Here is a 25,825-nt window from a genome sequence, read left to right on the forward strand (position 1 = left end):
ATTTAATTTTAAGGAGGAATACTTATGACAATGAAAGTTGGACTAAGTGGATTTGGTAGAATAGGAAGAGATGTATTAAGAATCTATGCAGAAGAAAATGTAAATGATTTTGAAATAGTAGCACTGAATGCTTCAGGTGATTTAAACACTTTAGCACATCTATTTAAATACGATTCCCTTTATGGAAAGTTTAATGGAACAATAGAAGTAGTTGAAGATGGATTTATAATCAATGGTAAAAAGATAAAAGTTGTAGCCCATAGAGATCCTGCGGAAATTCCATGGAAAGAACTAGGGGTAGATTTAGTAGTAGATTCCACAGGGGCTTTCAGAGATAGGGAAGGGTTACAAAAGCATATAGATGCTGGAGCTAAGAAGGTAATTATTACTGCACCAGCTAAAAATGAAGATATTACAATAGTAATGGGAGTTAATGAAAAAGACTATGACCCAGATAACCACCATATTATTTCAAATGCATCCTGTACAACTAACTGCCTTGCACCTGCTGCAAAAGTTATACTAGATAACTTTGGAATCAATAAAGGTCTAATGACAACAATTCATGCTTATACTAATGATCAACAAATATTGGATAAAAGACATAAGGATTTAAGGAGAGCAAGAGCTGCAGCAGAATCTATGATTCCGACAACAACAGGAGCAGCAAAAGCGGTAGCTTTAGTATTGCCAGAATTAAAGGGTAAATTAAATGGATTTGCAATAAGAGTACCTGTGCCTACAGTTTCAATAGTAGATGTAACATTTGAAGTAGAAAAAGCTACAACTGTCGAAGAAGTAAATGCTGCATTAAAGAAAGCAGCTGAAGGAGAAATGAAAGGAATACTTGGATATTCAGAAGAGCCATTAGTATCCAGAGATTATCAAGGAGATTCACATTCATCAACAATTGACGCACTTTCAACTATGGTAATAGATAATATGGTTAAAGTAGTTGCATGGTATGATAATGAGTGGGGATATTCAGCAAGGGTTGTAGACCTTGTTAAATTAGTGGCAAATAAATAATGAAGGAATCTTCGCTAGCGTATAGAGTAAAGTCATATTGTTATTCTAAGCGCAGCGAAGAATCTTGTTTTTTAATATAATTTATTAGAAGTTTATAAATATAACAACTTTTCCAAGAGGTGATACTATGTTAGCGAAAAAGACTTTGGAAGACTTGCAAGTAGAAGGAAAAAGGGTATTAGTTAGATGTGATTTTAACGTTCCTATGGACGATAATAAAAACATAACAGATGATAGAAGAATAGCCAGCTCTTTGCCTACAATTAAATACTTAATGGATAATAAGGCTAAGGTTATATTGATGTCCCATTTAGGTAGACCAAAAGGGGAACCCAATCCTAAATTTAGTTTGGAACCAGTTGCCAAAAGATTAACAGAGCTATTGAATAAAGAAGTGATGTTTGCAAAAGACGATAAAGTAGTAAGCGAAAATGTGAAAGAAATAGTTTCCAATATGCAGGATGGAGATGTAGTCCTTCTAGAGAACACAAGGTTTAGAAAAGAGGAGGAAAAGAACGAAGAAAGCTTTGCTAAAGAATTGGCTTCCCTTGGAGATCTTTATGTAAATGATGCTTTTGGCACTTCTCATAGAGCCCACACTTCAAATGTAGGACTTTCAAACCAACTACCATCAGCAGTAGGATATCTAGTTGGGAAAGAAATATCCGTAATGGGCAAAGCGTTGGAAAATCCAGAAAGACCTTTTGTAGCTATTTTAGGTGGAGCCAAAGTATCGGATAAAATTGGAGTAATAGAAAATCTACTCAATAAGGTAGATTCTATATTAATAGGTGGAGGCATGGCCTATACCTTTTTAAAAGCCCAAGGTTATGAAATAGGAAACTCTATATTAGAGGAAGATAAGATAGATTTGGCTAAGGATTTACTTAAAAAAGCAGAAGAAAAAAATGTAAAAATATTATTGCCTATAGATGTAGTAGTAGCAAATGAATTCAGTAATGATACAGAATTTAAAACTGTAAATATAGATAATATTCCAGAAAATATGATGGGAATGGATATAGGAGAAAAAACCATAAAACTATTCTCAGAAGAAATTAAGGAAGCTAAGACAATAATTTGGAATGGTCCCATGGGCGTATTTGAAATGGAAAATTTCAAAACAGGAACTGAGGCCCTAGCAAAGGTAATGGCAGAGTCAAATGGTATTACAATAGTAGGTGGTGGAGACAGTGCCTCAGCTGTTGAGAAAGCTGGATATGCCCCTAATATGACCCATATTTCAACAGGTGGCGGAGCCTCTTTGGAATTTTTAGAAGGAAAAACATTGCCAGGAATAGGGGCTATTGACAATAAGTAAGGAGGTAAAACAATGCGGATACCAATAATTGCGGGAAACTGGAAGATGAATAATACTATTTCAGAATCCCTTGCATTAGTTGATGGTATAAAAAGTAATAAATTAGATGAGGAAGTAGAAAAGGTAGTGGCAGTTCCTTTTACCAGTTTAAGTGAAGTCAAAAAGGCTTTGGAAGGAACAGATATTAAATTAGCTGCACAAAACATGCACTGGGAAGATAGTGGTGCATATACTGGGGAAGTTTCTCCATTGATGCTAAAGGAGATCGGAACAGATTACTGTATAATCGGCCACTCGGAGAGAAGACAATATTTCAATGAAATAGATGAATCAGTTAATAAAAAAATTAAGTCAGCTTTAAAGCATGGCATTAAGCCTATAGTTTGCGTAGGCGAAACATTAGAAGAAAGGGAAAGTGGCAAGGAAGAAATTGTTGTTAAAGAGCAAGTATTAAAAGCATTAGAAGGTGTTGACAAAGAAGATATTAAGAATATTGTCATCGCTTATGAGCCTATTTGGGCTATAGGAACAGGTAAAACAGCTTCCTCTGATGATGCTAACCATATGTGTGGATTTATAAGAAAAACCATCGGTGATAAATATGATGAAAATACTAAAGAAAGCGTAAGAATTCAATATGGAGGAAGTGTTAAGCCAAGTACGATAAAAGAACTAATGTCTAAAGAAGAAATAGATGGAGCATTAGTTGGTGGTGCTAGTTTAGTAGCAGGAGATTTTGTGAAATTGGTAAACTATTAAATGGAGGATATAGATATGACTAAAAAGCCAGTAATGTTAATAGTATTAGATGGCTGGGGTATTGGGGAAGAATATGAAGGGAATGCAGTATATTTAGCTAATACGCCAAATTATGATAGACTACTAATAAAGTACCCCAACGCAAGTTTAGAAGCTAGTGGGTTAGCAGTAGGATTGCCGGAAGGTCAGATGGGAAATTCTGAAGTAGGCCATTTAAATATTGGTTCTGGAAGGATAATCTATCAGGAGTTGACTAAAATAACCAAGTCCATTGAAGATGGAGATTTTTATAAAAAAGAAGAATTTTTAAAAGCTATAGAAAATGCAAAGAAAAACCATTCAAAACTTCATATTATGGGTTTAGTATCTGATGGAGGAGTTCATAGCCATAATTCTCATCTATATGCTCTATTAAAATTATGTGCTAAAGAAGATTTTCGTGATGTCTATATTCATGCTTTCCTTGACGGTAGGGATGTACCCCCTACTATTGGGAAGCAACATTTAATAGAGCTACAAGAAGAGATAGAAAAAATAGGCGTAGGAAGAATTGCAACAGTATCTGGAAGATATTATGCTATGGATAGGGATAGAAGATGGGAAAGGACTAAATTAGCCTACGATTCCCTGGTGTTAGGAGAAGGGAAAAAGGATATTTGTCCTATAGAAGCAGTGGAAAAATCCTATAATGAAGGTATAAATGATGAATTTGTAGTACCTACTGTAATTACTGATAAAGAGGAACCTATAGCTACCATTGACAATGGAGACTCTATTATCTTTTTCAACTTTAGACCAGATAGAGCAAGACAGATAACTAGAGCTATTGTTGATGAAGACTTTGATGGATTCCAGAGAGATAAGAAAATTGATACTTTCTTTGTAACTATGACTGAATATGATAAAACTATAAGAAATGTAAATGTTGCTTATAGAACCGAAAAACCAGAAAATACTTTAGGTGAATATGTGAGTAATCTTGGCCTTAATCAATTAAGGATTGCTGAAACAGAGAAATACGCACATGTGACCTTTTTCTTCAACGGTGGTAGGGAAGAACCATATGAAAATGAAGACCGAGTTTTAATCCCTTCACCAAAGGTAGCAACTTACGATTTGAAACCAGAAATGAGTGCCCTGGAGTTAAAGGATGAAGTATTAAAGAGATTGAATATGGATAAATATGACCTGATTATATTAAACTTTGCTAATCCTGATATGGTTGGACATACTGGGGTAGTAAAGGCAGCAGTTAAGGCAGTAGAGATTGTTGATAGCTGTCTTGGGGAAATAGTAGATTTATTAGTAGAAAAAGGTGGTAAAGCTTTAATTACAGCTGACCATGGCAATGCAGAATTGTTAATAGATAAAAAAGATAATAGCCCAATTACTGCTCATACTACTAATAAGGTTCCATTAATACTAGTAGGTGATAAGGATATTAAACTAAGAGAGGGAATACTAGCAGATTTAGCACCTACTCTATTAGAAATGATGGGCTTAGAAAAACCAAAAGAAATGACGGGGAAATCATTAATAATTAACAATTAAAAATAACTATCAATTGTATATTGAATATAAGGGAGATGAATATAATGAGTTTAATTACAGATGTATATGCAAGAGAAGTACTGGATTCTAGAGGCAATCCTACAGTTGAAGTAGAGGTTTGGACTGAATCAGATGCCTATGGCAGAGCCTTAGTTCCATCAGGGGCAAGTACAGGAGCTTTTGAAGCTGTAGAGTTAAGAGATGGAGATAAGAAAAGATATTTAGGTAAAGGCGTTATGAACGCAGTAGATAATGTCAATAATATTATTGCAGATGAGATTATTGGTATGGATGTATTTGATCAATTAGGGGTAGATAATCTATTGATAGAATTAGATGGAACAGAAAACAAAGAGAAATTAGGAGCTAATGCTATATTAGGTGTTTCCTTAGCTGTAGCAAGAGCGGCAGCAGATGAGTTAGGAATGCCACTTTACCAATATATTGGTGGAGTAAATGCGAAAGTTCTTCCTGTACCAATGATGAATATATTAAATGGAGGAGAACATGCTGATAATAACGTAGATATTCAAGAATTTATGGTTATGCCAGTTGGAGCAGCAAACTTTAGAGAAGCATTAAGAATGGGAGCAGAGATATTCCATAATTTACGTTCTGTATTAAAGGTAAAGGGATTAAATACAGCTGTAGGCGATGAAGGTGGTTTTGCTCCAAACCTATCCAGTAATGAAGAAGCTTTAAAGACTATAGTAGAAGCTATTGAAAAGGCTGGATATAAGCCAGGAGAAGATGTATATTTAGCTTTAGACGTAGCTGCAACAGAAATGTATGATGAAGGGAGAAAAGTCTATAAGCTTGAAGGTGAAGGTAGAGAATTAACTGTAGACGAGATGATAGACTATTATGCAGATTTAGTAGAAAAGTATCCAGTTATATCCATAGAAGATGGATTAGCAGAAGACGATTGGGATGGTTGGAAGAAACTAACAGAACGATTAGGGGATAAAATTCAATTAGTTGGAGACGACTTATTTGTAACCAACACTAAACGTTTAGAAAAAGGAATAGATATGGGAGTATCCAATTCAGTATTAATTAAATTAAATCAAATAGGAACCTTGACTGAAACACTAAATACCATTGAAATGGCTAAGGTTCACGGATATACTGCTGTAGTATCCCATAGATCAGGTGAAACTGAAGATACTACCATAGCAGATTTAGTAGTTGCAACTAATGCAGGACAAATCAAAACTGGTGCCCCTTCAAGGACTGATAGGGTAGCCAAGTATAATCAATTGTTAAGAATAGAAGATTTTCTTGGATTAGCTAGTGAATACAAAGGAAAGAAAGCATTCTATAATATAAAGAAATAGTAAGGCTAGCCTTACTATTTCTTTATAACTAATAGGAAAGTTCTCCCCTAAAACTATTAGTCCATATGAAATTGAACTATATGGGTTTTAAGAAAAGCTACTATATAATGTTACCATAGGGGCTTTTCTTTTATTATGTGAAATAATTAATACTATTGATTTTATAAGGGCTCTATGTTAAAATATTCTTGTTTACTGGCTATGATAAAGTATATTTTTCTAATTTCAATGTAGGAGGTGCAAATATGACAATCTTTTTCTCAATAATATTTCTTATATCTAGTATTTCTTTAATCGTATCCGTGTTATTACAAGAAAGCAAATCAGAAGGATTGGGAGCCATTGGTGGTGGCGGAGGTCAAAATCTTTTTGGGAAATCAAGACTTAGAACTTTTGAAGCCATGCTTAGTAGAATAACCACAGTTTCAGCAATTGTGTTTATGATATCAGCATTAGTTCTAGCTGCAATTTAATAATATAAGGAGGTATGTTTAAATGGACTTTGCAGTAATAGCTGCACCAATAGTTGGCATAGTAGCTTTACTATTTGCTCTTTATAAGGCTAATTCTATTGAAAAGGTAAGTCCTGGTAATGAAAGGATGAAAGAAATAGCTTCTTATATAGAGGAAGGAGCTATGGCTTTTTTAAAGAGAGAATACAATGCACTATCAATTTTTGTAATTGCCCTTTTCATCATACTAGCATTGGCTATTAATTGGAAAACAGCAGTGTCTTTCTTATTGGGGGCAATTTTTTCAGTACTAGCAGGATATTTTGGTATGAAGGTAGCTACAAAAGCTAACGTAAGGACAGCTAACTCAGCAATGGAAGAAGGTATGAATAAAGCTTTAAATGTAGCTTTTTCTGGTGGAGCAGTAATGGGAATGAGCGTTGTTGGATTAGGAATATTAGGAGTAGGTGTGTTATACATACTATTCTCCGATCCATCAATAATTACTGGATTTGGTTTAGGGGCCTCATCAATAGCATTATTTGCTCGTGTAGGTGGAGGTATTTATACTAAAGCAGCTGACGTAGGGGCTGATTTAGTAGGTAAAGTAGAAGCAGGAATACCAGAGGACGACCCACGAAACCCTGCAGTAATAGCAGATAACGTTGGAGACAATGTTGGGGACGTGGCAGGTATGGGGGCAGATTTGTTTGAATCCTATGTAGGCGCTATTATATCTGCAATTACATTAGGATTAGTAGCTTATGGTGATGGTGGAGTTAAATTTGCATTAGCTCTATCGGCAGTAGGAATAATAGCATCTATAATCGGTGTCTATTTTGTAAGAGGAGATAAGGACCCCCAAAAGGCATTAAATAATGGAACTTTAGTAAGCTCTTTAATTACAGTAGTTATTGCGTTTATATTAAGCAAAAATATATTAGATTCATATCAACCTTTTGTAGCTATTTTAGCAGGTTTAGCAGTAGGTTTAATAATTGCGAGAATTACTGAATACTATACATCAGCGGATTATAACCCTGTAAAGAGAATAGCAAGCGAATCAGAAACAGGATCTAGTACAAATATTATTGGTGGTTTATCCGTGGGGATGATGTCCACAGGTGGACCAATAATCGTTATAGCTATAGGTATTTTGATTGCATTCTATGTTTCTGGTGGATTAAACGATGTTGCTACAGGTCTATACGGTATTGCATTGGCAGCAGTTGGAATGTTATCTACAGCAGGCATGACTATAGCTGTAGATGCTTATGGACCAATAGCAGATAATGCTGGTGGAATTGCAGAGATGTGCGATCTTCCTGAAGAGGTAAGAGAAATTACAGACAAACTAGATTCCGTTGGGAATACAACAGCTGCAGTTGGAAAAGGGTTTGCTATAGGTTCGGCAGCATTAACCGCTTTAGCATTATTTGCATCCTATACCCAAGCAGTAGAGTTAAGTGGTATAGATTTAACTGAACCAGCGGTAATTGCAGGAATGTTCATCGGTGGAATGTTACCATTCCTATTTTCAGCTATGACAATGGAAGCAGTTGGGAAAGCTGCATTTAGTATGATAGAGGAAGTAAGGAGACAGTTTAAGGAAATTCCAGGAATAATGGAAGGGAAAGCAACTCCTGAGTACAGTACCTGTGTTGATATAAGTACAAAAGCAGCATTGAAGGAAATGGTAATTCCAGGGGTTATGGCAGTAGTAGTCCCTGTATTAGTAGGATTATTATTAGGGGCTGAAGCCTTAGGCGGATTACTGGCAGGAGCATTAGTTACTGGAGTATTGATGGCTATTTTCATGGCTAATGCAGGAGGAGCTTGGGATAACGCTAAGAAATATATTGAAGAAGGTAACCATGGAGGAAAGGGAAGTGAAGCTCATAAAGCAGCAGTAGTGGGAGATACAGTAGGAGACCCATTCAAAGATACTTCAGGACCTTCATTAAATATATTGATTAAGCTTATGACCATAGTATCCTTAGTATTTGCACAACTTTTCTTAAACTACGGTGGAATATTATTCAACCTATTTAAATAAGGTGACTAAGACGGTTCTTATTGTTTGTCTCGACAGACCATAAGAACCGTCAAATTATTTATGGCAATTGTTGTCTATATTATTCTATTTTTATGATATAATCTAATATTAGCAGTAAAATATTTATTTTATATGTTATATTCACCTAGCTACAGTTAATACTATTTATAGTAGGGGAAGATCTATGTGTCTGCCAGTTAAGCAGAATATACTTCTGCCCATTATCAGAAAAACCGGTAAAGGTAGGTTTAATATGAAAGTAAATGTTGAAAACATAGAAATAAATTACATATGTGAAGGAGAAGGAGAAGATGTATTAGTGCTCCATGGTTGGGGCGCAAATATAAATACAGTCCTATCCATAGTCAATTTATTAAAGCCCTATTTCAAGGTTTATGCAATAGACTTACCAGGATTTGGGGAAAGCGAAATCCCAAAGGAAGTATTTGGTTCAGAGGATTATGCTAGGATTGTAAAAAAATTCTTAGATATTATGGAAATAAAAAAAACCATATTAATAGGCCACTCTTTTGGGGGGAAATTATCCATAATATTAGGAAGTGAATATCCTGAAATAGTGGACAAAATAGTATTAATTAATAGTGCTGGATTAATACCCAAAAGAGGTTTTAAATACTATTTAAAGGTTTATACTTTTAAAATATTAAGATTTATATATAAATCTTTTTTCTTTTGGATAAGTGATGATGAGAAGATGGAAAAATTTTATAAAAAATTTGGTTCTACAGATTATAAAGAGGCAGATGGGATAATGAGGAAAATTCTTGTTAGAGTTGTAAATGAGAACCTAAAGCCAATACTTAAAGATATACAATCTCCTACATTGTTGATATGGGGAGATAGGGATATGGCTACACCATTATATATGGGCAAAACAATGGAAAAGGAAATACCAGATAGTGGATTGGTTGTACTAGAAGGCACTGGCCATTATTCCTATTTAGATGATTTTAATCGATTTGCAATAATTTTAAAAGCTTTTTTATTAAACTAAACTTATAGTCTAATTGAATAAAGGGATCTAAAAGTCATGGAATTATGGGGGTGGAAAGATTGTCTAAATTGACAATTTTATTTTTAGCATTAATATGGATATACTTAATTGTTAAAAGGTCAAAATTTTTTTTACATATGATGCAATTAGAAGGCTATAAAGAAGAACAATATAGAAAATGGTTACAAAAAAGTAATAACGCATATACCGAAAGATTAAAAAAGAATGTCATATATATTCTAATAATTACTATTTTATTTATGATTGTAGCTGTGTTTTTTAACGGAAATGGGAGTATAAGATTACCTATTTGGATTCTTTATAATATACTTTGGATAATTTGTATCGTACCAACTTCGAATTCTAAAGATGAAGAAGTAAAGAAACCTTTAGTGTTTACAAGCAGGGCAAAACGGCTTTATGCTACTAATTTAGTATTAAATGTTGTCCTTGTATTAATTGCTTATATATTTTATACAAAAATAACAAACGATAATCTATTTTATTTTCCTACTATGTTGTTAATTGTCACCCTTCTTTACTATTTTCAATCTGAAACCATATTTTTATCAAATGTAATAATTAAACCTGTAGAAAATAACATAAATATGCGGTATTTTCAGCAAGCTCAAGAAAAAATTAGATCTATGGAAGATCTCCATGTAGTTGGAATAACAGGAAGCTTTGGGAAAACTAGTACCAAATTTATAACTGGAACCATATTAAATGAAAAATATAGGGTATTAAATACTCCAGAAAGCTATAATACCCCTATGGGATTAAGTATGGTCATAAATAATCAATTAAATGAGGAACATCAGGTATTTATTGCAGAAATGGGTGCTAGATATATTGGTGATATTAAAGAATTAGCAAAACTGACTAGACCTAGAATTGGAGTGATTACATCAATTGGGCCTACCCATTTGGAAACCTTTAAAAATTTGGATAATATAATGAAGACCAAATATGAATTAATAGAGGAATTACCTACCGATGGAGTAGCCATATTTAATTACGATGATGAGCATATTAAAAAATTAGCAGATAAAACCTTCAAAGAAAAGATTCTCTATGGAATAGACAATCCAGATGAGTTAGATGTATATGCTGAAGAGGTAGAAGTATCGGAGATAGGTTCTACTTTTACCATTAGGGATAAAAAAGGTAATAGTATAAGATGTACCACTAAGTTATTGGGTAAACATAATATATATAATATTTTAGCAGGAGTGTCTGTCGCCCTAGCTATGGGTTTAAACTTACAGGAGATTAAGAAGGGGATTAAGAAGATCCAACCTGTTCCCCATAGATTAAATATAATAAATCCTGGAACAGGAGTTATAATAATTGATGATGCCTTTAATTCTAACCCCATTGGAGCCAAGGCTGCTTTAGATGTACTATCCCAGTTTAAAGAAGGTAGGAAGATAATAGTAACTCCAGGTATGGTAGAATTAGGTACAAGGGAGGAAGAAGCTAATAGAGAGCTAGGTGTTAATATTGGTAAGGTATGTGATTTTACTATTCTAATAGGAGAAAAAAGAACTATTCCTATATATGAAGGTTTAATGGAAACGGGATATAATGAAGATAATATATATGTTGTAAAGAATTTAGAAGAGGCTACAAAAATAATACAGAGAATTGCAAGACCAAAGGATGTTATATTGTTCGAAAATGATCTGCCCGATAATTATAATGAATAGTTTTAGGAGGGAGTTTTAGTGAAAAAGAAAGTTGCTATTATTTTTGGTGGACGTAGTGTAGAACATGAGGTTTCTGTAATTACTGGATTACAGGTAATAGAAAATATAGATAAGGATAAATATGATATAATTCCTATCTATATTGATAAAGAAGGCAAATGGTTTACAGGAAATAGCTTATTGGATTTTGGAAATTTCAAAAATGATAATCTAAAGGATTTACAAGAGGTAGTATTAACATTAAATACTAATGACCACAACCTATATCTTCATCCAAATAGTATTGGATTGTTTAGAAGAAAAATATTAGATAAAATAGATATTGTATTTCCAACTATCCATGGTACTAATGGAGAAGATGGAACTATACAAGGATTATTTGAATTAATGAACATACCCTATGTAGGTGGTGGAGTTTTGGCATCCTCTGTAGGTATGGATAAAATACTTATGAAAGAAGTATTTAAAGCCTGTGGCCTGCCTACCGTTGATTATTGCTGGTTTTATAGAACCAAATGGATGGAGAATCAAGAAAAAACAATTAACTATGTTGAAGAAAAGTTAAAATATCCTCTGTTTGTTAAGCCAGCAAATTTAGGTTCTAGCATTGGTATTTCAAAAGCAAAAGATAGGGAAAGTTTGATTAATGCTGTTGAAATAGCTATAAGATACGATAGAAAGATCATTATTGAAAAAGCTGTTGAAAATCCGAGGGAAATCAATTGTGCTGTAATGGGATACAATGATGATGTTATAGTTTCCTTATGCGAAGAACCCTTAGGATGGGAAGAAATATTGACCTTTGAGGACAAATATATAAAGAGTAATACCAAAGGAACAGGAAAAGAAGGCAGTAGAAGAATAATTCCTGCTGATATTGAAGAGGATATAAGAGAAAAAATAGAAGAACTTGCTAAAGAATCCTTTATGGCCATTGATTGTAGTGGTAATTCTAGAATAGATTTCTTATTAGATGAAAATGGTAAAATATTTATAAATGAAATCAACACTTTACCAGGGTCAATAGCATTTTATCTCTGGGAAAAGAAAGGTTATCCCTTCAATAAATTGATAGACAAGATGATAAATATAGCAATAAAAGTACATGAAGATAAAAATGAAAATATGTATATATATGAAGCAGATTTATTTAAAAAGGTTCATTTAGGCGGTACTAAAGCTAGTAGTGTGAAGGGGATTTAAACTTATTTAAAAAAGGAAAGAGTACAAAAGACTGGAGGATAGAGATGGGGATAAAACGCAATATAATTAACTTTATGGAAGAAAGACTATACAAACCAATGCTTAAAGAAGAACTAGCTACTCAATTTGGGTTAGAAGGAAAAGAGATAAATGCCTTCTATAAGGTATTAGAAGAAATGGAAAAGGAAGGCGTTATAATAAAGACAAGAAATGACCGTTATGGCCTTATCCATAGAATGAATTTGGTAGTAGGAAGGCTAGAAGGGAATGAAAAAGGGTTTGGATTTTTAGTGCCCGATGACAAGGAAAAAGAGGATATATTTATTCCTGCAGAAGAAATGAATGGAGCTATTCATGGGGATAGAGTTGTAGTACGAATAATTAGCAAAGGGACAGTAGATAGAAAAGATGAAGGAGAAGTCATTAGAATATTAGAAAGGGCAAATGAAACCCTAGTGGGAACCTATGAAAGTAGTAAAAATTTTGGTTTTGTAATTCCAGATGATTCAAGGATTGCCTATGATGTGTTCATACCAAAGGACCATGCCAATGGGGCTAAAACCAATCAAAAGGTAGTAGTGGAAATTACTAGATGGCCAGAGAAGAGAAGAAATCCTGAGGGGAAAATAATCGACATATTAGGCTATGTAGGTGAAAAGGGGGTAGATATACTCTCAATAATAAAACAGTATAAATTACCTGAAGAATTTCCTGAAAAAGTAGAAGAACAAGCCAAAAGAATAGAACAGACGGTAAAGGAAGAGGACATAAAAAATAGAGTTGATTTAAAAGATTTAAACACCTTTACCATAGATGGTGCAGATGCAAAGGATCTAGATGATGCAGTTTCCATTGAAAAGGTGGGAGAAAATTATCGTTTGGGTGTCCATATAGCAGATGTTTCCCATTATGTTCCAGAAAGATCTCCTTTAGATAAAGAGGCTTATAAAAGAGGGAATAGCGTATATCTAGTCGACCGTGTAATTCCTATGCTTCCTAAAGAATTATCAAATGGAATATGTAGTTTAAATCCAAATGTAGATAGATTGACTCTATCCGTATTCATGGAAATAGATAGAAATGGTAATGTAGTAGACCATGAGATAGTAGAAGGAGTAATAAGGAGTAAAGCAAGACTTGTTTATGATGATGTTTCTGATTTATTGGAGAATGATAACTATAAGGCCTTTGATAAATTAGATAAGATTGTAGAAGATTTAAAATTAATGGAGGAACTGAGCCATATATTATATGAAAGAAGAGAAGGAAGGGGAAGTATAGATTTTGATTTTCCAGAAGCTAGGATAATATTGGATGAAGAGGGTGTGCCTGTTGATATTGTTAAAGAAGACAGAAGGATAGCTAATAGGATGATAGAAGAGTTTATGTTAGTGTGTAACGAAACCATTGCTGAATATATGTATTGGTCAGAGGTACCCTTCTTATATAGGGTCCATGAGGAACCAGATATGGAAAAAATCAATAGTTTTAACAAATTTGTCCACAATTTTGGATATATGATCAAAGGCACACAAGAAGTCCATCCAAAAGAATTACAAAGACTAACGAAAGAGGTAAAAGGAAAGAAAGAAGAAACTTTGATAAATACCTTACTCCTTAGATCCTTAAAGAAAGCTCGATATAGTAGTGAACCAGATATACATTTTGGCTTAGCAGCTAAATATTATTCCCATTATACTGCCCCTATTAGAAGATACCCAGATTTGCAAATCCATAGGATACTAAAATCTTTTTATAAGGGGAAACTAAATCCTCAAGAACAAGCTAAACTGGAAGCCATATTGCCAAAAGTAGCAGAACACACATCTATAACTGAGAGAACAGCAGAAGAGGCAGAAAGAGCAGTAGATGATTTGAAAGTGGCAGAGTATATGTCCAAGAGAATTGGGAATATTTATGAAGGAATTGTATCATCCCTAACCCATTTCGGTATGTATGTCCAATTAGAAAATACAGTAGAGGGACTAGTCCATTTTAGTAATATGCTAGATGATTATTATGAATTCGATGAAGATAACTATTATATTATTGGTGAATTTACCAGAAAGAAATATAAATTAGGTGATACTGTAAGGATTAAGGTAATAAAAGCTGACTTAGTAAAACGGACAGTAGATTTTATGCTATTATCCTGAACAATTGTAGGGGCAGACCTATCTGTCTGCCTAATCTTATTATCTATGCCAAGTATTAAATAATGTTGACATCCTTAGAAATGGTTGATAAACTATTGTCTAGACCAAAAAAGTGTGGTGATTTATATGAAAAAAGAAAATGTAAAAATTGTTGCAACCAATAGAAAGGCAAGACATGAATATTTTATTGAGGATACTATAGAAGCAGGAATAGCCTTAAAAGGAACAGAGGTAAAATCTATTAGGCTAGGAAGAATTAATGTAAAGGAAAGCTATGCCGTTGTAGAAAATGGAGAAGTATTCATATACAATATGCATATAAGCCCCTATGAGCAAGGAAATATTTATAATGTGGATCCAATTAGGAAAAGAAAATTATTACTCCATAAAAGAGAGATTAGAAGATTATCTGCAGCGGTCATGCAAAAAGGCTATACTTTGGTACCTCTAACTGTATATATTAGGGATGGACTAGTTAAAGTGGAATTGGCAATAGCAAAAGGTAAAAAATTGTATGATAAGAGAGAGGATATAGCAAGAAGAGATGCAGAAAGAAGGATGCAACAGCATGCTTCAGAGAAATATAGGTAAGGGCAATTTTACTAGACAAAGAAACTAAGCGATGTACAAAAATCAAAAAACATGATTTTGGTACCCTGCTTAAATTCACGTTTCATAATACAGAATTATAGGGTAGAAGGATAGGTTAAAGGGTTCCAAAGGATGATTTACTACCTTTACAACGTTTGAAAATTTGACACATTGACATAATATCAATATTTTGCTATAATTAGTAGTGCACCAAAATAAGGCATAAAAATGTCATCTTGAATCTATATAAAGGGTCTTGCTTTAAAGCATGGGGGCGAAAAGGTTTCGACGGGGATGTGGAAGCAGGAGTAGCGAGTCGTTGTCGCCAAACAACGTTAAAAGTGGCAACTTAAATTAAACGCAAACGAAGATTACGCATTTGCTGCTTAATTAAAGCAGCACGTCCTACCCGAGAATCCCACGCCTTGGGATAGGGCGCCAACTCAGTGGGGAACCGAGCCTTACAAAGCTTTGAGTAGGGAACGGAATCTATGAAGCTACTGAAGCTAGAATCCTGTCAGTAGGAGTCTAGTGGAGGGAATCTCAAATTACTGGCTGCACTCGGAGAAACTCTTGTGGAAATATTTTCGGACGTGGGTTCGATTCAAAGGAGTCGCCCTATGGAGTGATCCATAGGTGAAAATCTGGCTTAATCGGTGAAGGCTAAGGGAGTTACCTATGCTAATACCGAGGGGTATGTGGAGAAATCCAACAGCCCTGTATCGACTCATAGGCTGCTAAGTCTAAATGATATGCAGTACTAGGATGGAAGGTAAGAACAATAATATACTTCCATAATACGCCAGAGGACTTTATGAAAAGTCCAAGATATAGTCAGTGCCATTAGGAAACTATTGGATAACATGTCCCACCGCCTCCACCATACATATTTAGGGAGGACAATAACAGAGGTGTAAATTACGGATGAACTGAAAAAATTTAATCTCTTGGAGAAATTTTATTAGATAGTAAAAACTCTAGCGATTGCACGCTAGAGTTTTTATAGGGAATGATACTGAGGGTTTATTTCCGATACACTATTATGCACAATATCATACATGTATTCAACACCAGTTTCTGAAGCTTCAAAGCTATAGGCATTATTCTTGTCAATTCCAATATTATTAGCTTCTTTTCCAGTTGGTCTGGTTTTTCATCTTCATTTGTTTTTGCTAATCTACGATTTACATCTACTATCGTTTTTGCTTATCAATAAAAGCATTAAATCCACCAATGGTATCATCTTCAAGGCCAGCCATGGGTCCACTTCTATCCATAAGAAAAATAATTTCTGTTAAATTTGCATCCATACTTATCATCCCTTCGACTATCCTATATAATATAATATTAACAAAATGTAATGAAGCATTGGATTATTTCAATTTAAAGGCACTTTAAGAGTATCCTTTACTTTTTATCGAAACTAGAATAAAGTTGTTAATATCTTTGTACAATAGATATTAATATACCCATTTATGAATTTCCTTAATTTTTTGATACAATATAGACAAGTATAATATTATTATAGGGGGTATATATAATGGACGTTTTATCAGCTATAAAAGGTAGAAGAAGTATAAGAAAGTATAGCAACAAACCTGTTGAAGAGGAAAAGTTGTTAAAGGTTTTAGAGGCAGCTAGACTTTCACCTTCTGCAAAGAATAGACAGGAGTGGAGATTTATAGTTGTAAAAAAATCGGAAACTAGAATGAAACTTACTGAAGCCATAGGCCAGCCTTTCGTTGGAGAAGCTCCAATTATTTTAGTTTGCTGTGGTACAGAAGTAGAAAGTATTATGAGGGGTGGACAACCAAGATATACAGTAGACTTGTCTATTGCAACGGCTTATATGATATTAGAAGCTTACGAACAAGGGTTGGGTACTTGTTGGTTAGGTAGTTATGATGAGAATAAAGTAAAGGAAGTACTAGGTATTCCAGAAGGAATAAGGGTAGTAGCAATAACACCTTTAGGATATCCTAATGAATCACCTGCCCCAAGACCTAGAAAACAACTTGATGAAATAATAAGTTATGATAAATACTAAGGTATAAAAGGGAATGATAAAACAATAGACCTTAATGAAATTCTTAAGGTTTCTATTGTTTTATTTTTGTATATTTACAACAAAAAGATAAAGTAGTATAGTATATTTTAATGAATATAATTAGAAAGTGGTGGAAAAGAATGATTCAACAAAACTTAGGAGAATTAGCTGCCTTAGGAACAGCTTTGTGTTGGACTATATCAGGAATTACTTTTGAGAGTGCGGGGAAAAAAGTAGGGTCTTTATCCGTTAATTATATAAGATTAATTTTAGGATTCATTTTTATTAGTACATACTCTTTTTTTTCTAGAGGCATGTTGTTGCCCTTAGATGCTACTAAGAATAATTGGGCCTGGTTAATGGTTTCCGGGTTCATTGGTTTCTTTTTAGGGGATTTATTCTTATTTCAATCTTACGTAGAAGTAGGTTCTAGAATATCATTACTGATAATGGCATCCAGTCCACCAATTTCAGCTTTTCTTGGGTTTGTTTTTTTAGGTGAAAGACTAGAATTAATTAGTTTATTAGGTATGATTATTACAATTATTGGAATAGCTATAGTAATTTTAAATAAAGAAACAGGTGAAAGTAAAGTGAAGATAACTTATTCAGAAAAAGGGTTAATATATGCTTTTTTAGGAGCTTTTGGACAAGCTTTAGGACTTATATGTAGCAAGAAAGGGATGGGAGATTATAATCCTTTGGCTGCTACTCAAATACGCATAATTTCAGGGTTTATCAGTTTCACTATTTTATTTATTATAGCAAAAAAATTTGGAGACCTGAAAATTGCATTTAAAAACAAAAAAGCGATGGGAGTTATAGCCATAGGGTCCTTTTTTGGCCCCTTTATAGGGGTAACTCTATCCCTTGTATCATTAAAATATACTAGTGCAGGTATTTCATCTACTATAACTTCAATAATGCCTGTAACAATAATACCTTTTTCCATTTTAATTTTTAAAGAAAAAGTAAAGCCAAAAGAGATATTGGGAGCGATAATTTCGGTAATAGGTGTGGGGATACTATTTATTTAGAAGAAAAGTTCATATATTAGCAGAAAATTTTCCAATAATTTTCCTCCCAATGGGTATTATTTAATATATAAAAATATAAAGATACCAATTCATTTGCCAAAAGATAGAATTTTGCTATAATATTGCTATAATATCAAATATTAAGAAAAGCAATAACATATGAAAAGGAGAATAGCGTATGATTAAAAAACTTAAAGGCATAGAACCAAATATTCATAAGGATACCTTTATAGCAGATACTGCTTTGGTTATAGGAGATGTAAACATTGGGGAAGGTACTAGTATTTGGTATGGTGCTGTTCTAAGAGGGGATATTGAAAACATTACTATAGGTAAGTTTTCAAATATTCAGGACAATGTAACTGTTCATACGGAAACAGATATACCTACTAAGGTAGGAGATTATACTGTAGTAGGGCATAATGCGATAGTTCATGGCTGTACTGTAGGAGATAATTGTTTAATAGGAATGGGTGCTATTATTATGAATAGAGCAGTTATAGGAGAGAATTGTGTAATCGGTGCTGGAACTGTAGTAACAGAAGGGAAAAATATACCACCTAATACCTTGGTAATGGGTGTTCCAGGCAGGGTTGTGAGACAAGTCACCGATGAGGAAATTGAGGCGATTAGGAAAAATGCTTTAAGATACAATAGACTATATAAAAAACATAAAGAATAGGAATATTAAAAGCCTTGATTAGATAGCGATTCTAATCAAGGCTTTTAAATTACCTGCAATACTATAAATGATTATAATGGCCTGTAATGGATAGTTTAACCCAATATTTGATTGACTTTTCTAACTAAAAGGGATAAAATTGTTTAACGAGGCTAAATTTTAATTACTAATAGTAAAAGTGTTTAATTAGTAAATAAGCATAATCCCTACCTAGCTTTAAATATCAATATTTACTTTGCAATTGAAATAATAATGTTTTGGAGGGTATGATAATGGACTATAATAAAAAGACTAAGGAGAAAAAAACTATAGCTTCTGTTATTAAAGCTATAGAAGTAATAGAGTATATTGCCTACTCAGAAAAGGAAGTCGGGGTGACTGAAATAAGTAATGGATTAAATTATGGTGTAAGTGCTACCTACCATCTATTGAACACTCTTAAAGAATGTAATATAATCGTTCAAAATGATAGGACAAAAAAATATAGTTTAGGATTGAAACTATGGCAAATAGGAATGTTAGCATATGGCCAAAATCATATTTCCGTTACATTAAAACCTTATTTAAAAAAGTTGAAAGATCTGACAGGTGAAACAGCCAATTTAACTATTATGGATGACAACCAAATAGTATATATCGCTCAGGAAGAGAGCAATAAGCTGGTTAAGATGTTTACTACTACAGGAGCAACAGCTCCTTTACATTGTACTGCTGGAGGCAAAGTACTATTAGCATATAAGCCAGAGGATATTAGAAATTCTATATTAGATAAAATAGAGTTAACTAAATATACGGAAAATACCATAGTAAATAAAGAGGAACTTATTAAGGAATTGGAGGAAACTAGAAAAAATGGATATGCCTTTGATAACGAAGAAAGAGAATTAGGAGTTAGTTGTATAGGCGGACCAGTATTTGATTTGAATAACGATGCAATAGCTTGTATTACCATATCTGGACCAACAGCAAGATTTACTGAAGAAAATAAAAAGAAATGGATAGATATTGTAATGCAAGTGTTAGAAGAAGCTACTAATTATTTAAAAACCATAAATTAAATATAAGAATTTAGGCTGTCTCAAAAGGACTCAAAAGTTATTTTGACACAGCCTAAATTTTTTTATTATTTTATAATGAATAGAAAAATTCTTACTTAATATTATTAATTAAGTGGAATTCGACCTATATGAGTTTTAAAAAGATTTTCTTATAATGTTTCAATGGAGCTTTTTTATATTTAGGAAAATATACTTGACAATATGATCAGATGGGTATATGATATATTTAACAATATTAAATCATATTTAACAATGGTAAAAATGGAGGGGTAAAAATGAAAAAAGAAATAGTAATGATGGTAGGTCCAACGGCTGTACCTGAAAGGGTTTTAAAAGCAATGAATAGAAAATCCATATCTCATCGTTCGGAGGAATATTGTGAAATACATCGAAGGATAAGAGACGGATTGAAAAAGTTATTTGGAACAGAAAATGAAGTTTTGATATTAACCTCATCAGGAACAGGGGCTATGGAGGCAGCAATTCAAAATTGCTTTTCTTCTGGTGAACAGGTTGTAGTACCGGTAATAGGAACTTTTAGCGAACAATTTGCAGCAATGGCTGAGGCACATCAATTAAAAGTTACTAGGGTTGAGTTCGATTTAGGAGAGGCGGCAGATGTAAATAAAGTTATGGAATATGTAACTCCAGAAACAAAGGGAGTATTCGTAATACACAATGAGAGCTCCACAGGAGTAACAAATGATTTGAAAGCATTTGGCGAGGCGTTAGAAGGAAGTGGTGCTCTATTAATAACTGATTCTGTAAGTGGCGCTGGCGGTCTGGAAATGAGAATGGACGAATGGAAAATTGATATAGTATTGTCAGGTTCACAAAAAGCACTTATGGTACCAGCAGGGTTATCTTTTATATCCTTAAGTGATAAGGCATGGAAGGCTACAGAAAAATCAAATTTGTCAAAGTTCTATTTTGATTTAAATAAAGCAAGAAAGTTCCAAGAAATTAATCAAACGCCCAATACTCCTGCGGTTTATAATGTTTTTGCTGTAGATGAAGCCCTTAAAATGATCTTTGAAGAAGGTCTAGACAATGTATATAAGAGACATATAGAAAATACAGGTCGAATAATAGATGGTGTTAGAAAACTTGGATACGATATATTTCCTAAAGATGATAAATATGCCTCTAGAACTTTAACAGCAGTCTATGCTCCAGGCAAAGCTAAAGAAATAGTTAAAGGTCTAGCAGAACAAGGAGTGATAGTAAATGGTGGATTAGCTCCAATTGCTGATGATGTATTTAGAGTTGGAACCATGGGCTATGTATACGAAGAAGATGTAGATGGATTTCTTGAAGCATTATCAAAATTAGGTTAAATAGTAAAATGGAATGAATGTAAATGATTCCTTTCAAAATATGAAAGGAATCATTTTGTGCTAAAAAGTTAGATTTATTTTATATCACATTTTTGTTTTGCCCGAAGTGTTGAATATTATATAATGGGAAAGTAAGATATTAATTCTAATAAGAAAGGAATGATAATGTGATAAGAAAATCTGGCGAGTATAAAGTAGAAAAAGTAGAGAGGCTAAAAAATGGCAAGGGTTATGTAACCATCGTTAATTATTTTGAGATGGAAGATTTTTTAGGCAAAGGGAGATTATTTGGGAAAACTATTATCGAACCTGGCAATTCTATAGGATACCATGTTCATGTAGGAGATCAAGAGGCTTATTTTATATTAAAAGGAAAAGCATTATATAATGATAATGGCAAAGAAATAGTTTTAGAGCCTGGAGACTTAGCTATATGTAGAGATGGTGAGTCACATTCCATTGAAGCTATCGGTGAAGAAAACTTAGAATATATTATGCTTATACTTTATAACTAAGGAGTTTTAAATATTAATTAATGTTATAGATACGGAAATATGGAGCGTAATGGTATGACCATTGAGCTCCTTATTTTTATAACGAATAGGAAAGTTCTCACTTATAATATATTTAATGATAATAAATCAATCTTACCAATAGTAAAACTACAATTCTTAGAAAATCCCTAGATTAGATCAACTAATTGATTACAATTTTGAACAAATACATAAATGCAATATTTAAAACACTTTTGATATGGTTTAGACTTTTTAGATTCATTTATATACCTTTCAGTAAATTTGCAATAAACCTTAGAAAGAGTCCATAGTTAATGGATAAAAAGAATATTACTTGTATGTGGAATATAAAAAAGAACTAAGGGATACTAAGTTTGCATAGTATTTATTAAGTGCTAAAAGGAACTATAATTTAGTTTTATAGTTTCCTTATTAATATTTGTTACTAGAAGTTTCTGAAAGGAGGGATAAGTATAATTTTATTGGTGGCATCAGGTTTTGTATTAAACCTGATATAAAAGTGTAAAAACCATATTAAAAGGAGGTTGCTATTATGGAAGCTGGTTTTAGTTCTTTGATTATTATGGTTGCTTGTCTCATTGCCTTAATAATTATGATCATGAAATTTAAGATTCATCCTGTCTTCACTTTAATTATCGTAGCTGTAGTAGGAGCTCTCGGTTTTGGATTCCCGATAGAGGAAGTGTTTTCCGTTGTAACTGGTGGTTTTGGCAGTACTATTGGCAATATTGGTATTGTAATTATACTAGGTACCGCAATAGGTGTAATACTAGAGGATACGGGTGGTGCATTGGTACTTGCTAATACTATATTAAAGTTTGTTGGAAAGAAGAATTCTAAATTAGCTATGGGCTTGTCAGGTTATTTAGTCTCCATTCCCGTATTTAGCGATTCTGCAATCGTTATCATGTCTCCAGTAGCTCGTGCATTATCGGCTCGCAGTGGTGTACCATTAGTGGCCCTACTAGGTGCGTTAAACGCAGGTATTATGGCAACTCACACTATGGTACCTCCTACTCCTGGTCCTCTTGCTGCAGCGGGCACATTAGGAGCTGATCTTGGTCTATTAATAATATTGGGACTCGTAACTTCAGCCGCCTATACAGCAGCAGCTACTATGTGGTGTGGCAGCAAATATATGACTAATAAATATCCTGAACCTGCAAAGGTGGCAGGAGTAGAAGCAGCTTTAGATGATGAGTTCACCTTAACTAGCCCAGACGGACAGCCATTACCTAGTGCTTTTTTAGCATTTAGCAGTATTTTGGTACCAGTAATTTTAATCTGTGTTAATTCTTTTGGTTCTTTACTTATGGACCCAGGATCTCCTATTCTACCTTATTTAGGTTTTATAGGTCACCCAATTTTTGCACTATTTATGGGTGTAATAATTGCTTTGATGATGGGTGGAGATCGTTTAACCTTAGATCAATGCTATAAATGGTTTGATGATTCTGTAGACAGATCTGGGTTTATTATTTTGGCTACTGGCGCAGCAGGTGCTTTTGGTGCAGTCCTAAAGGCATCTGGAGTTGGTACTTATCTTGGAAACTTGATTGCACAGACTGGGCTTTCAGCAATATTTGTACCCTACCTTGTTTCTCTGCTATTGTCAGTTTCAAATGGTTCTGCAACTGTATCATTGATAACTGGCTCTGCAATCATTCTTCCTTTAATGCCTTCCTTAGGGTTATCGCCAGTTATTGCAACACTGACAATTGCAGCAGGTTCATCTTTCTTCTACCATGCAAATGCTAGTCATTTTTGGGTTGTTCTAAAAGCTAACGATGACCTGCCAATGAGCGAAGGTTATGAACTAGTTTCTGTAGGAACTGCGATTGGCAGTCTTGCTGCAATGGTGGTAGTCTTTATTATGTCTTTGTTCATCCACGTTTAATTGTATTACTAAATTAAAATTGTTTATAATCTTGCTATTAGATAAAATATCCCCTGCCTTATACATCTAATAGTTCACAAACTATAAAAAGCTTCCTATTTACAACAAGGAAGCTTTTTATAACGAATGGGAAAGTTTTCACTTACGTATATATTAACTAAATTAACTAAAAAGAACTTGACCTACATGAGTTTCAAAAAAGGTTTATTTATAATGCTTCGATAGAAGTTTTTTATAATAACAGATGTAGGTATTAAATATAGAAAAAATTGTTTGATTTATATATCAAATAGAGTAGTCAATTTATAAAAATATTGCGGAAATGATTATTGATATGTTAACCTATACTTAGTCAATGATTAAAGTAGGTATAAAAGGGATGTGAAATTATGGGTGTTTTACTTGACGATTTGATGAATATGTCTTGTTTTCACAGTTCGAAATTAGTAGCCGGAACGATTAAAAATAGGGATATTTATGTAGAAGGCATTACAATAATTGAGGCTCCAGATATAGCTAATTGGATTAAAGGTGGCGAATTGTTATTAACTAGTTTTTATTCCATAGACAAGGAATTAGATATACAAAAAAGTATGGTAAAGAAATTAAGTGAAAAAAATGCAGCTGCTTTAATAATAAAGACATCTAGATTTTTATCTGAAATACCAAAAGAAATAGTTGAATTAGGAAATCAATTAGATTTTCCAATTATAGAGATACCTGGAGATGTTAAATACATAGATATTATGTATCCAGTAATGGCTGAGATTTTCAATGATCAAGTAAATCGACTAAATTATTATAAAGATTGTCATGAGAAGTTTACCGATATAACCTTAAGGATGAAAGGAACGCCTAGTATTGCCCAGACTTTAGAAGAACTAGTTAAAAATCCAGTCATAATATTTGATAATGAATTTAATCCAATAGCTTGGAATGATGAAAAATATAAAGATATAAATATTCAAGCAGAAAATTTAAAACAACTAGTAAAAGATAACTATCCTATTTACAATTTAGAGATAAAACTACCTAATAATAGCAAATCTAATTATCTTATGATTACTGAGCCCATAGAGGTTTTAGACCAGATTAAGGCCTATATAGGTATTATCGAATTAAATAATAAAATTGAAGATATGTGTTTTATTGCTTTAGAGAGCGCTGCCACTGCTTTAAGATTTGAGATGTTAAAGGATGTAGCTATTACAGAGGTAGAATTGAAATATAAAGGAGACTTGATGGACGATCTATTAAATGGCAGATTTGATTCCATTGAGAATATTTACAATAGAAGCAATATATTAGGATGGAATTTGGAAAGACAATTTGTTGTGATTTTGCTATACATTAGTCAATATAATGGATACATTAGCAATCAGAAAGATATTACTGAAGGTTTACATCAGCTAAGAGAGAGAATTAAAAAGATAATTGATAGGATTTCCTATTATTATACTACTGATCATATATTGCATAATAGGGGAGATAATATTATTTTGTTATGGCCTGTAGATAAAAGGGAAGAGCTGAACCTAACGTATAAGAGGATTAAGAGATTTGGAGAAGAAATTAAAAGTATTGTTACTGATGAAATAGGCAATATATCTATTACTATAGGAATTGGTGGATTTGCAGAAGATCCAACGGAACTACAAGGAAGTTATTCGGAAGCTGTAGATGCAGTAAATCATGGTCAAAGAATATTTGGTGAAGGCTCTATCATTACTTTTGATGAATTGGGCATATATAAACTACTTTGTAGCTATGATGATAGGGATAAGTTAAAAGAATTTGTCCATCCAAGTTTACTAAAACTTTATGAATATGATGAAGATAAAAACAATGAATTAATAAGCACTCTAGAAATGTATTTAAATTGTAATTTAAATGCTGTTAAAACTGCCGAAGAATTGTTTGTTCATTATAAAACAGTATTATATAGGTTAAATAGAATTAAAGAGATAACGAATTTAGATATGGAAGACAGGCAAAAAATGCTAGAAATAGAAGTAGGATTAAAGATTATGAGAATAATAAACTAAGGTAAGG

General features: G+C 33.2%; 20 protein-coding genes and 1 other RNA gene. All 21 read left to right on the forward strand.

The features are described 5' to 3' along the window. Positions 1-24: 24 nt before the first annotated feature. The 21 genes from gap to CUL_RS0102455 all read left to right on the forward strand — a co-directional run bounded on the left by gap (position 25) and on the right by CUL_RS0102455 (position 25,818). Complete coding sequence (gene gap, locus CUL_RS0102355) at positions 25-1,029, forward strand: type I glyceraldehyde-3-phosphate dehydrogenase (RefSeq protein WP_005585173.1); 1,005 nt, start codon at positions 25-27, stop codon at positions 1,027-1,029. A 127-nt stretch (positions 1,030-1,156) separates the two neighbouring features. After that, the gene (locus CUL_RS0102360; protein ID WP_025640380.1) at positions 1,157-2,350 is read left to right on the forward strand and encodes a phosphoglycerate kinase; all 1,194 of its coding nucleotides are present in this window, start codon (positions 1,157-1,159) and stop codon (positions 2,348-2,350) included. Positions 2,351-2,362: 12 nt separating this feature from the next. Beyond that, complete coding sequence (gene tpiA / locus CUL_RS0102365; protein ID WP_025640381.1) at positions 2,363-3,109, forward strand: triose-phosphate isomerase; 747 nt, start codon at positions 2,363-2,365, stop codon at positions 3,107-3,109. A gap of 15 nt (positions 3,110-3,124) precedes the next feature. Next, entirely contained in the window at positions 3,125-4,660 is a 1,536-nt protein-coding gene (gpmI, locus tag CUL_RS0102370) for a 2,3-bisphosphoglycerate-independent phosphoglycerate mutase (protein ID WP_025640382.1), read from the forward strand. A 44-nt stretch (positions 4,661-4,704) separates the two neighbouring features. Next, positions 4,705-5,997, forward strand: a complete 1,293-nt coding sequence (gene eno, locus CUL_RS0102375; RefSeq protein WP_025640383.1) for a phosphopyruvate hydratase — start codon at positions 4,705-4,707, stop codon at positions 5,995-5,997. Between the two features lie 245 nt (positions 5,998-6,242). Continuing rightward, positions 6,243-6,470, forward strand: a complete 228-nt coding sequence (gene secG / locus CUL_RS0102380; protein ID WP_005585167.1) for a preprotein translocase subunit SecG — start codon at positions 6,243-6,245, stop codon at positions 6,468-6,470. A 22-nt stretch (positions 6,471-6,492) separates the two neighbouring features. Further along, positions 6,493-8,505 carry a sodium-translocating pyrophosphatase gene (locus CUL_RS0102385; protein WP_005585166.1) on the forward strand — a complete coding sequence of 671 codons (2,013 nt, stop codon included), beginning with the start codon at positions 6,493-6,495 and terminating at the stop codon, positions 8,503-8,505. 253 nt (positions 8,506-8,758) lie between these two features. Then, positions 8,759-9,520 (forward strand): alpha/beta fold hydrolase, encoded by a 762-nt coding sequence (locus CUL_RS0102390; protein ID WP_025640384.1) that lies wholly within the window; start codon positions 8,759-8,761, stop codon positions 9,518-9,520. Between the two features lie 50 nt (positions 9,521-9,570). Continuing rightward, complete coding sequence (locus tag CUL_RS0102395; RefSeq protein ID WP_236616417.1) at positions 9,571-11,229, forward strand: UDP-N-acetylmuramoyl-tripeptide--D-alanyl-D-alanine ligase; 1,659 nt, start codon at positions 9,571-9,573, stop codon at positions 11,227-11,229. Between the two features lie 18 nt (positions 11,230-11,247). Beyond that, positions 11,248-12,432 (forward strand): D-alanine--D-alanine ligase family protein, encoded by a 1,185-nt coding sequence (locus tag CUL_RS0102400; RefSeq protein WP_005585163.1) that lies wholly within the window; start codon positions 11,248-11,250, stop codon positions 12,430-12,432. A gap of 44 nt (positions 12,433-12,476) precedes the next feature. After that, the gene (gene rnr, locus CUL_RS0102405; protein ID WP_025640386.1) at positions 12,477-14,588 is read left to right on the forward strand and encodes a ribonuclease R; all 2,112 of its coding nucleotides are present in this window, start codon (positions 12,477-12,479) and stop codon (positions 14,586-14,588) included. A gap of 126 nt (positions 14,589-14,714) precedes the next feature. Further along, the gene (smpB, locus tag CUL_RS0102410; protein WP_005585160.1) at positions 14,715-15,179 is read left to right on the forward strand and encodes an SsrA-binding protein SmpB; all 465 of its coding nucleotides are present in this window, start codon (positions 14,715-14,717) and stop codon (positions 15,177-15,179) included. Between the two features lie 278 nt (positions 15,180-15,457). Beyond that, positions 15,458-15,786: a transfer-messenger RNA gene (gene ssrA / locus CUL_RS18235) on the forward strand. A 933-nt stretch (positions 15,787-16,719) separates the two neighbouring features. After that, on the forward strand, positions 16,720-17,226 hold the full coding sequence (locus CUL_RS0102420) for a nitroreductase family protein (RefSeq protein WP_005585155.1): 507 nt from the start codon (positions 16,720-16,722) through the stop codon (positions 17,224-17,226). Positions 17,227-17,366: 140 nt separating this feature from the next. Beyond that, on the forward strand, positions 17,367-18,263 hold the full coding sequence (locus CUL_RS0102425) for a DMT family transporter (protein WP_025640387.1): 897 nt from the start codon (positions 17,367-17,369) through the stop codon (positions 18,261-18,263). A 178-nt stretch (positions 18,264-18,441) separates the two neighbouring features. Beyond that, the gene (locus CUL_RS0102430; RefSeq protein WP_005585153.1) at positions 18,442-18,945 is read left to right on the forward strand and encodes a gamma carbonic anhydrase family protein; all 504 of its coding nucleotides are present in this window, start codon (positions 18,442-18,444) and stop codon (positions 18,943-18,945) included. A gap of 272 nt (positions 18,946-19,217) precedes the next feature. Next, a complete protein-coding gene (locus CUL_RS0102435; RefSeq protein ID WP_025640388.1) occupies positions 19,218-20,003 on the forward strand; it encodes an IclR family transcriptional regulator in 786 nt (261 codons plus the stop codon). Between the two features lie 275 nt (positions 20,004-20,278). Next, a complete protein-coding gene (locus tag CUL_RS0102440) occupies positions 20,279-21,340 on the forward strand; it encodes a pyridoxal-phosphate-dependent aminotransferase family protein (RefSeq protein ID WP_025640389.1) in 1,062 nt (353 codons plus the stop codon). A 167-nt stretch (positions 21,341-21,507) separates the two neighbouring features. Then, a complete protein-coding gene (locus tag CUL_RS0102445) occupies positions 21,508-21,855 on the forward strand; it encodes a cupin domain-containing protein (protein ID WP_005585150.1) in 348 nt (115 codons plus the stop codon). A 553-nt stretch (positions 21,856-22,408) separates the two neighbouring features. After that, positions 22,409-23,773, forward strand: coding sequence for a GntP family permease (locus tag CUL_RS0102450; protein WP_025640390.1), 1,365 nt, complete (start codon positions 22,409-22,411; stop codon positions 23,771-23,773). A gap of 389 nt (positions 23,774-24,162) precedes the next feature. Continuing rightward, entirely contained in the window at positions 24,163-25,818 is a 1,656-nt protein-coding gene (locus tag CUL_RS0102455; RefSeq protein WP_025640391.1) for a PucR family transcriptional regulator, read from the forward strand. Positions 25,819-25,825: the final 7 nt, after the last annotated feature.

It is taken from the genome of [Clostridium] ultunense DSM 10521, assembly GCF_000511955.1.
GTDB classification, from domain to species: domain Bacteria; phylum Bacillota; class Clostridia; order Tissierellales; family Tepidimicrobiaceae; genus Schnuerera; species Schnuerera ultunensis.

Excerpts from the sequence above, each read along its gene's own strand:
- secG (WP_005585167.1), top strand. The coding sequence starts at position 6,243 with ATGACAATCTTTTTCTCAATAATATTTCTTATATCTAGTATTTCTTTA.
- CUL_RS0102435 (WP_025640388.1), top strand. The coding sequence starts at position 19,218 with ATGGACTATAATAAAAAGACTAAGGAGAAAAAAACTATAGCTTCTGTT.
- eno (WP_025640383.1), top strand. The coding sequence starts at position 4,705 with ATGAGTTTAATTACAGATGTATATGCAAGAGAAGTACTGGATTCTAGA.
- smpB (WP_005585160.1), top strand. The coding sequence starts at position 14,715 with ATGAAAAAAGAAAATGTAAAAATTGTTGCAACCAATAGAAAGGCAAGA.
- CUL_RS0102440 (WP_025640389.1), top strand. The coding sequence starts at position 20,279 with ATGAAAAAAGAAATAGTAATGATGGTAGGTCCAACGGCTGTACCTGAA.
- gap (WP_005585173.1), top strand. The coding sequence starts at position 25 with ATGACAATGAAAGTTGGACTAAGTGGATTTGGTAGAATAGGAAGAGAT.
- CUL_RS0102430 (WP_005585153.1), top strand. The coding sequence starts at position 18,442 with ATGATTAAAAAACTTAAAGGCATAGAACCAAATATTCATAAGGATACC.
- CUL_RS0102450 (WP_025640390.1), top strand. The coding sequence starts at position 22,409 with ATGGAAGCTGGTTTTAGTTCTTTGATTATTATGGTTGCTTGTCTCATT.
- gpmI (WP_025640382.1), top strand. The coding sequence starts at position 3,125 with ATGACTAAAAAGCCAGTAATGTTAATAGTATTAGATGGCTGGGGTATT.
- CUL_RS0102360 (WP_025640380.1), top strand. The coding sequence starts at position 1,157 with ATGTTAGCGAAAAAGACTTTGGAAGACTTGCAAGTAGAAGGAAAAAGG.
- CUL_RS0102390 (WP_025640384.1), top strand. The coding sequence starts at position 8,759 with ATGAAAGTAAATGTTGAAAACATAGAAATAAATTACATATGTGAAGGA.
- CUL_RS0102455 (WP_025640391.1), top strand. The coding sequence starts at position 24,163 with ATGGGTGTTTTACTTGACGATTTGATGAATATGTCTTGTTTTCACAGT.
- CUL_RS0102420 (WP_005585155.1), top strand. The coding sequence starts at position 16,720 with ATGGACGTTTTATCAGCTATAAAAGGTAGAAGAAGTATAAGAAAGTAT.
- CUL_RS0102425 (WP_025640387.1), top strand. The coding sequence starts at position 17,367 with ATGATTCAACAAAACTTAGGAGAATTAGCTGCCTTAGGAACAGCTTTG.
- tpiA (WP_025640381.1), top strand. The coding sequence starts at position 2,363 with ATGCGGATACCAATAATTGCGGGAAACTGGAAGATGAATAATACTATT.
- rnr (WP_025640386.1), top strand. The coding sequence starts at position 12,477 with ATGGGGATAAAACGCAATATAATTAACTTTATGGAAGAAAGACTATAC.
- CUL_RS0102385 (WP_005585166.1), top strand. The coding sequence starts at position 6,493 with ATGGACTTTGCAGTAATAGCTGCACCAATAGTTGGCATAGTAGCTTTA.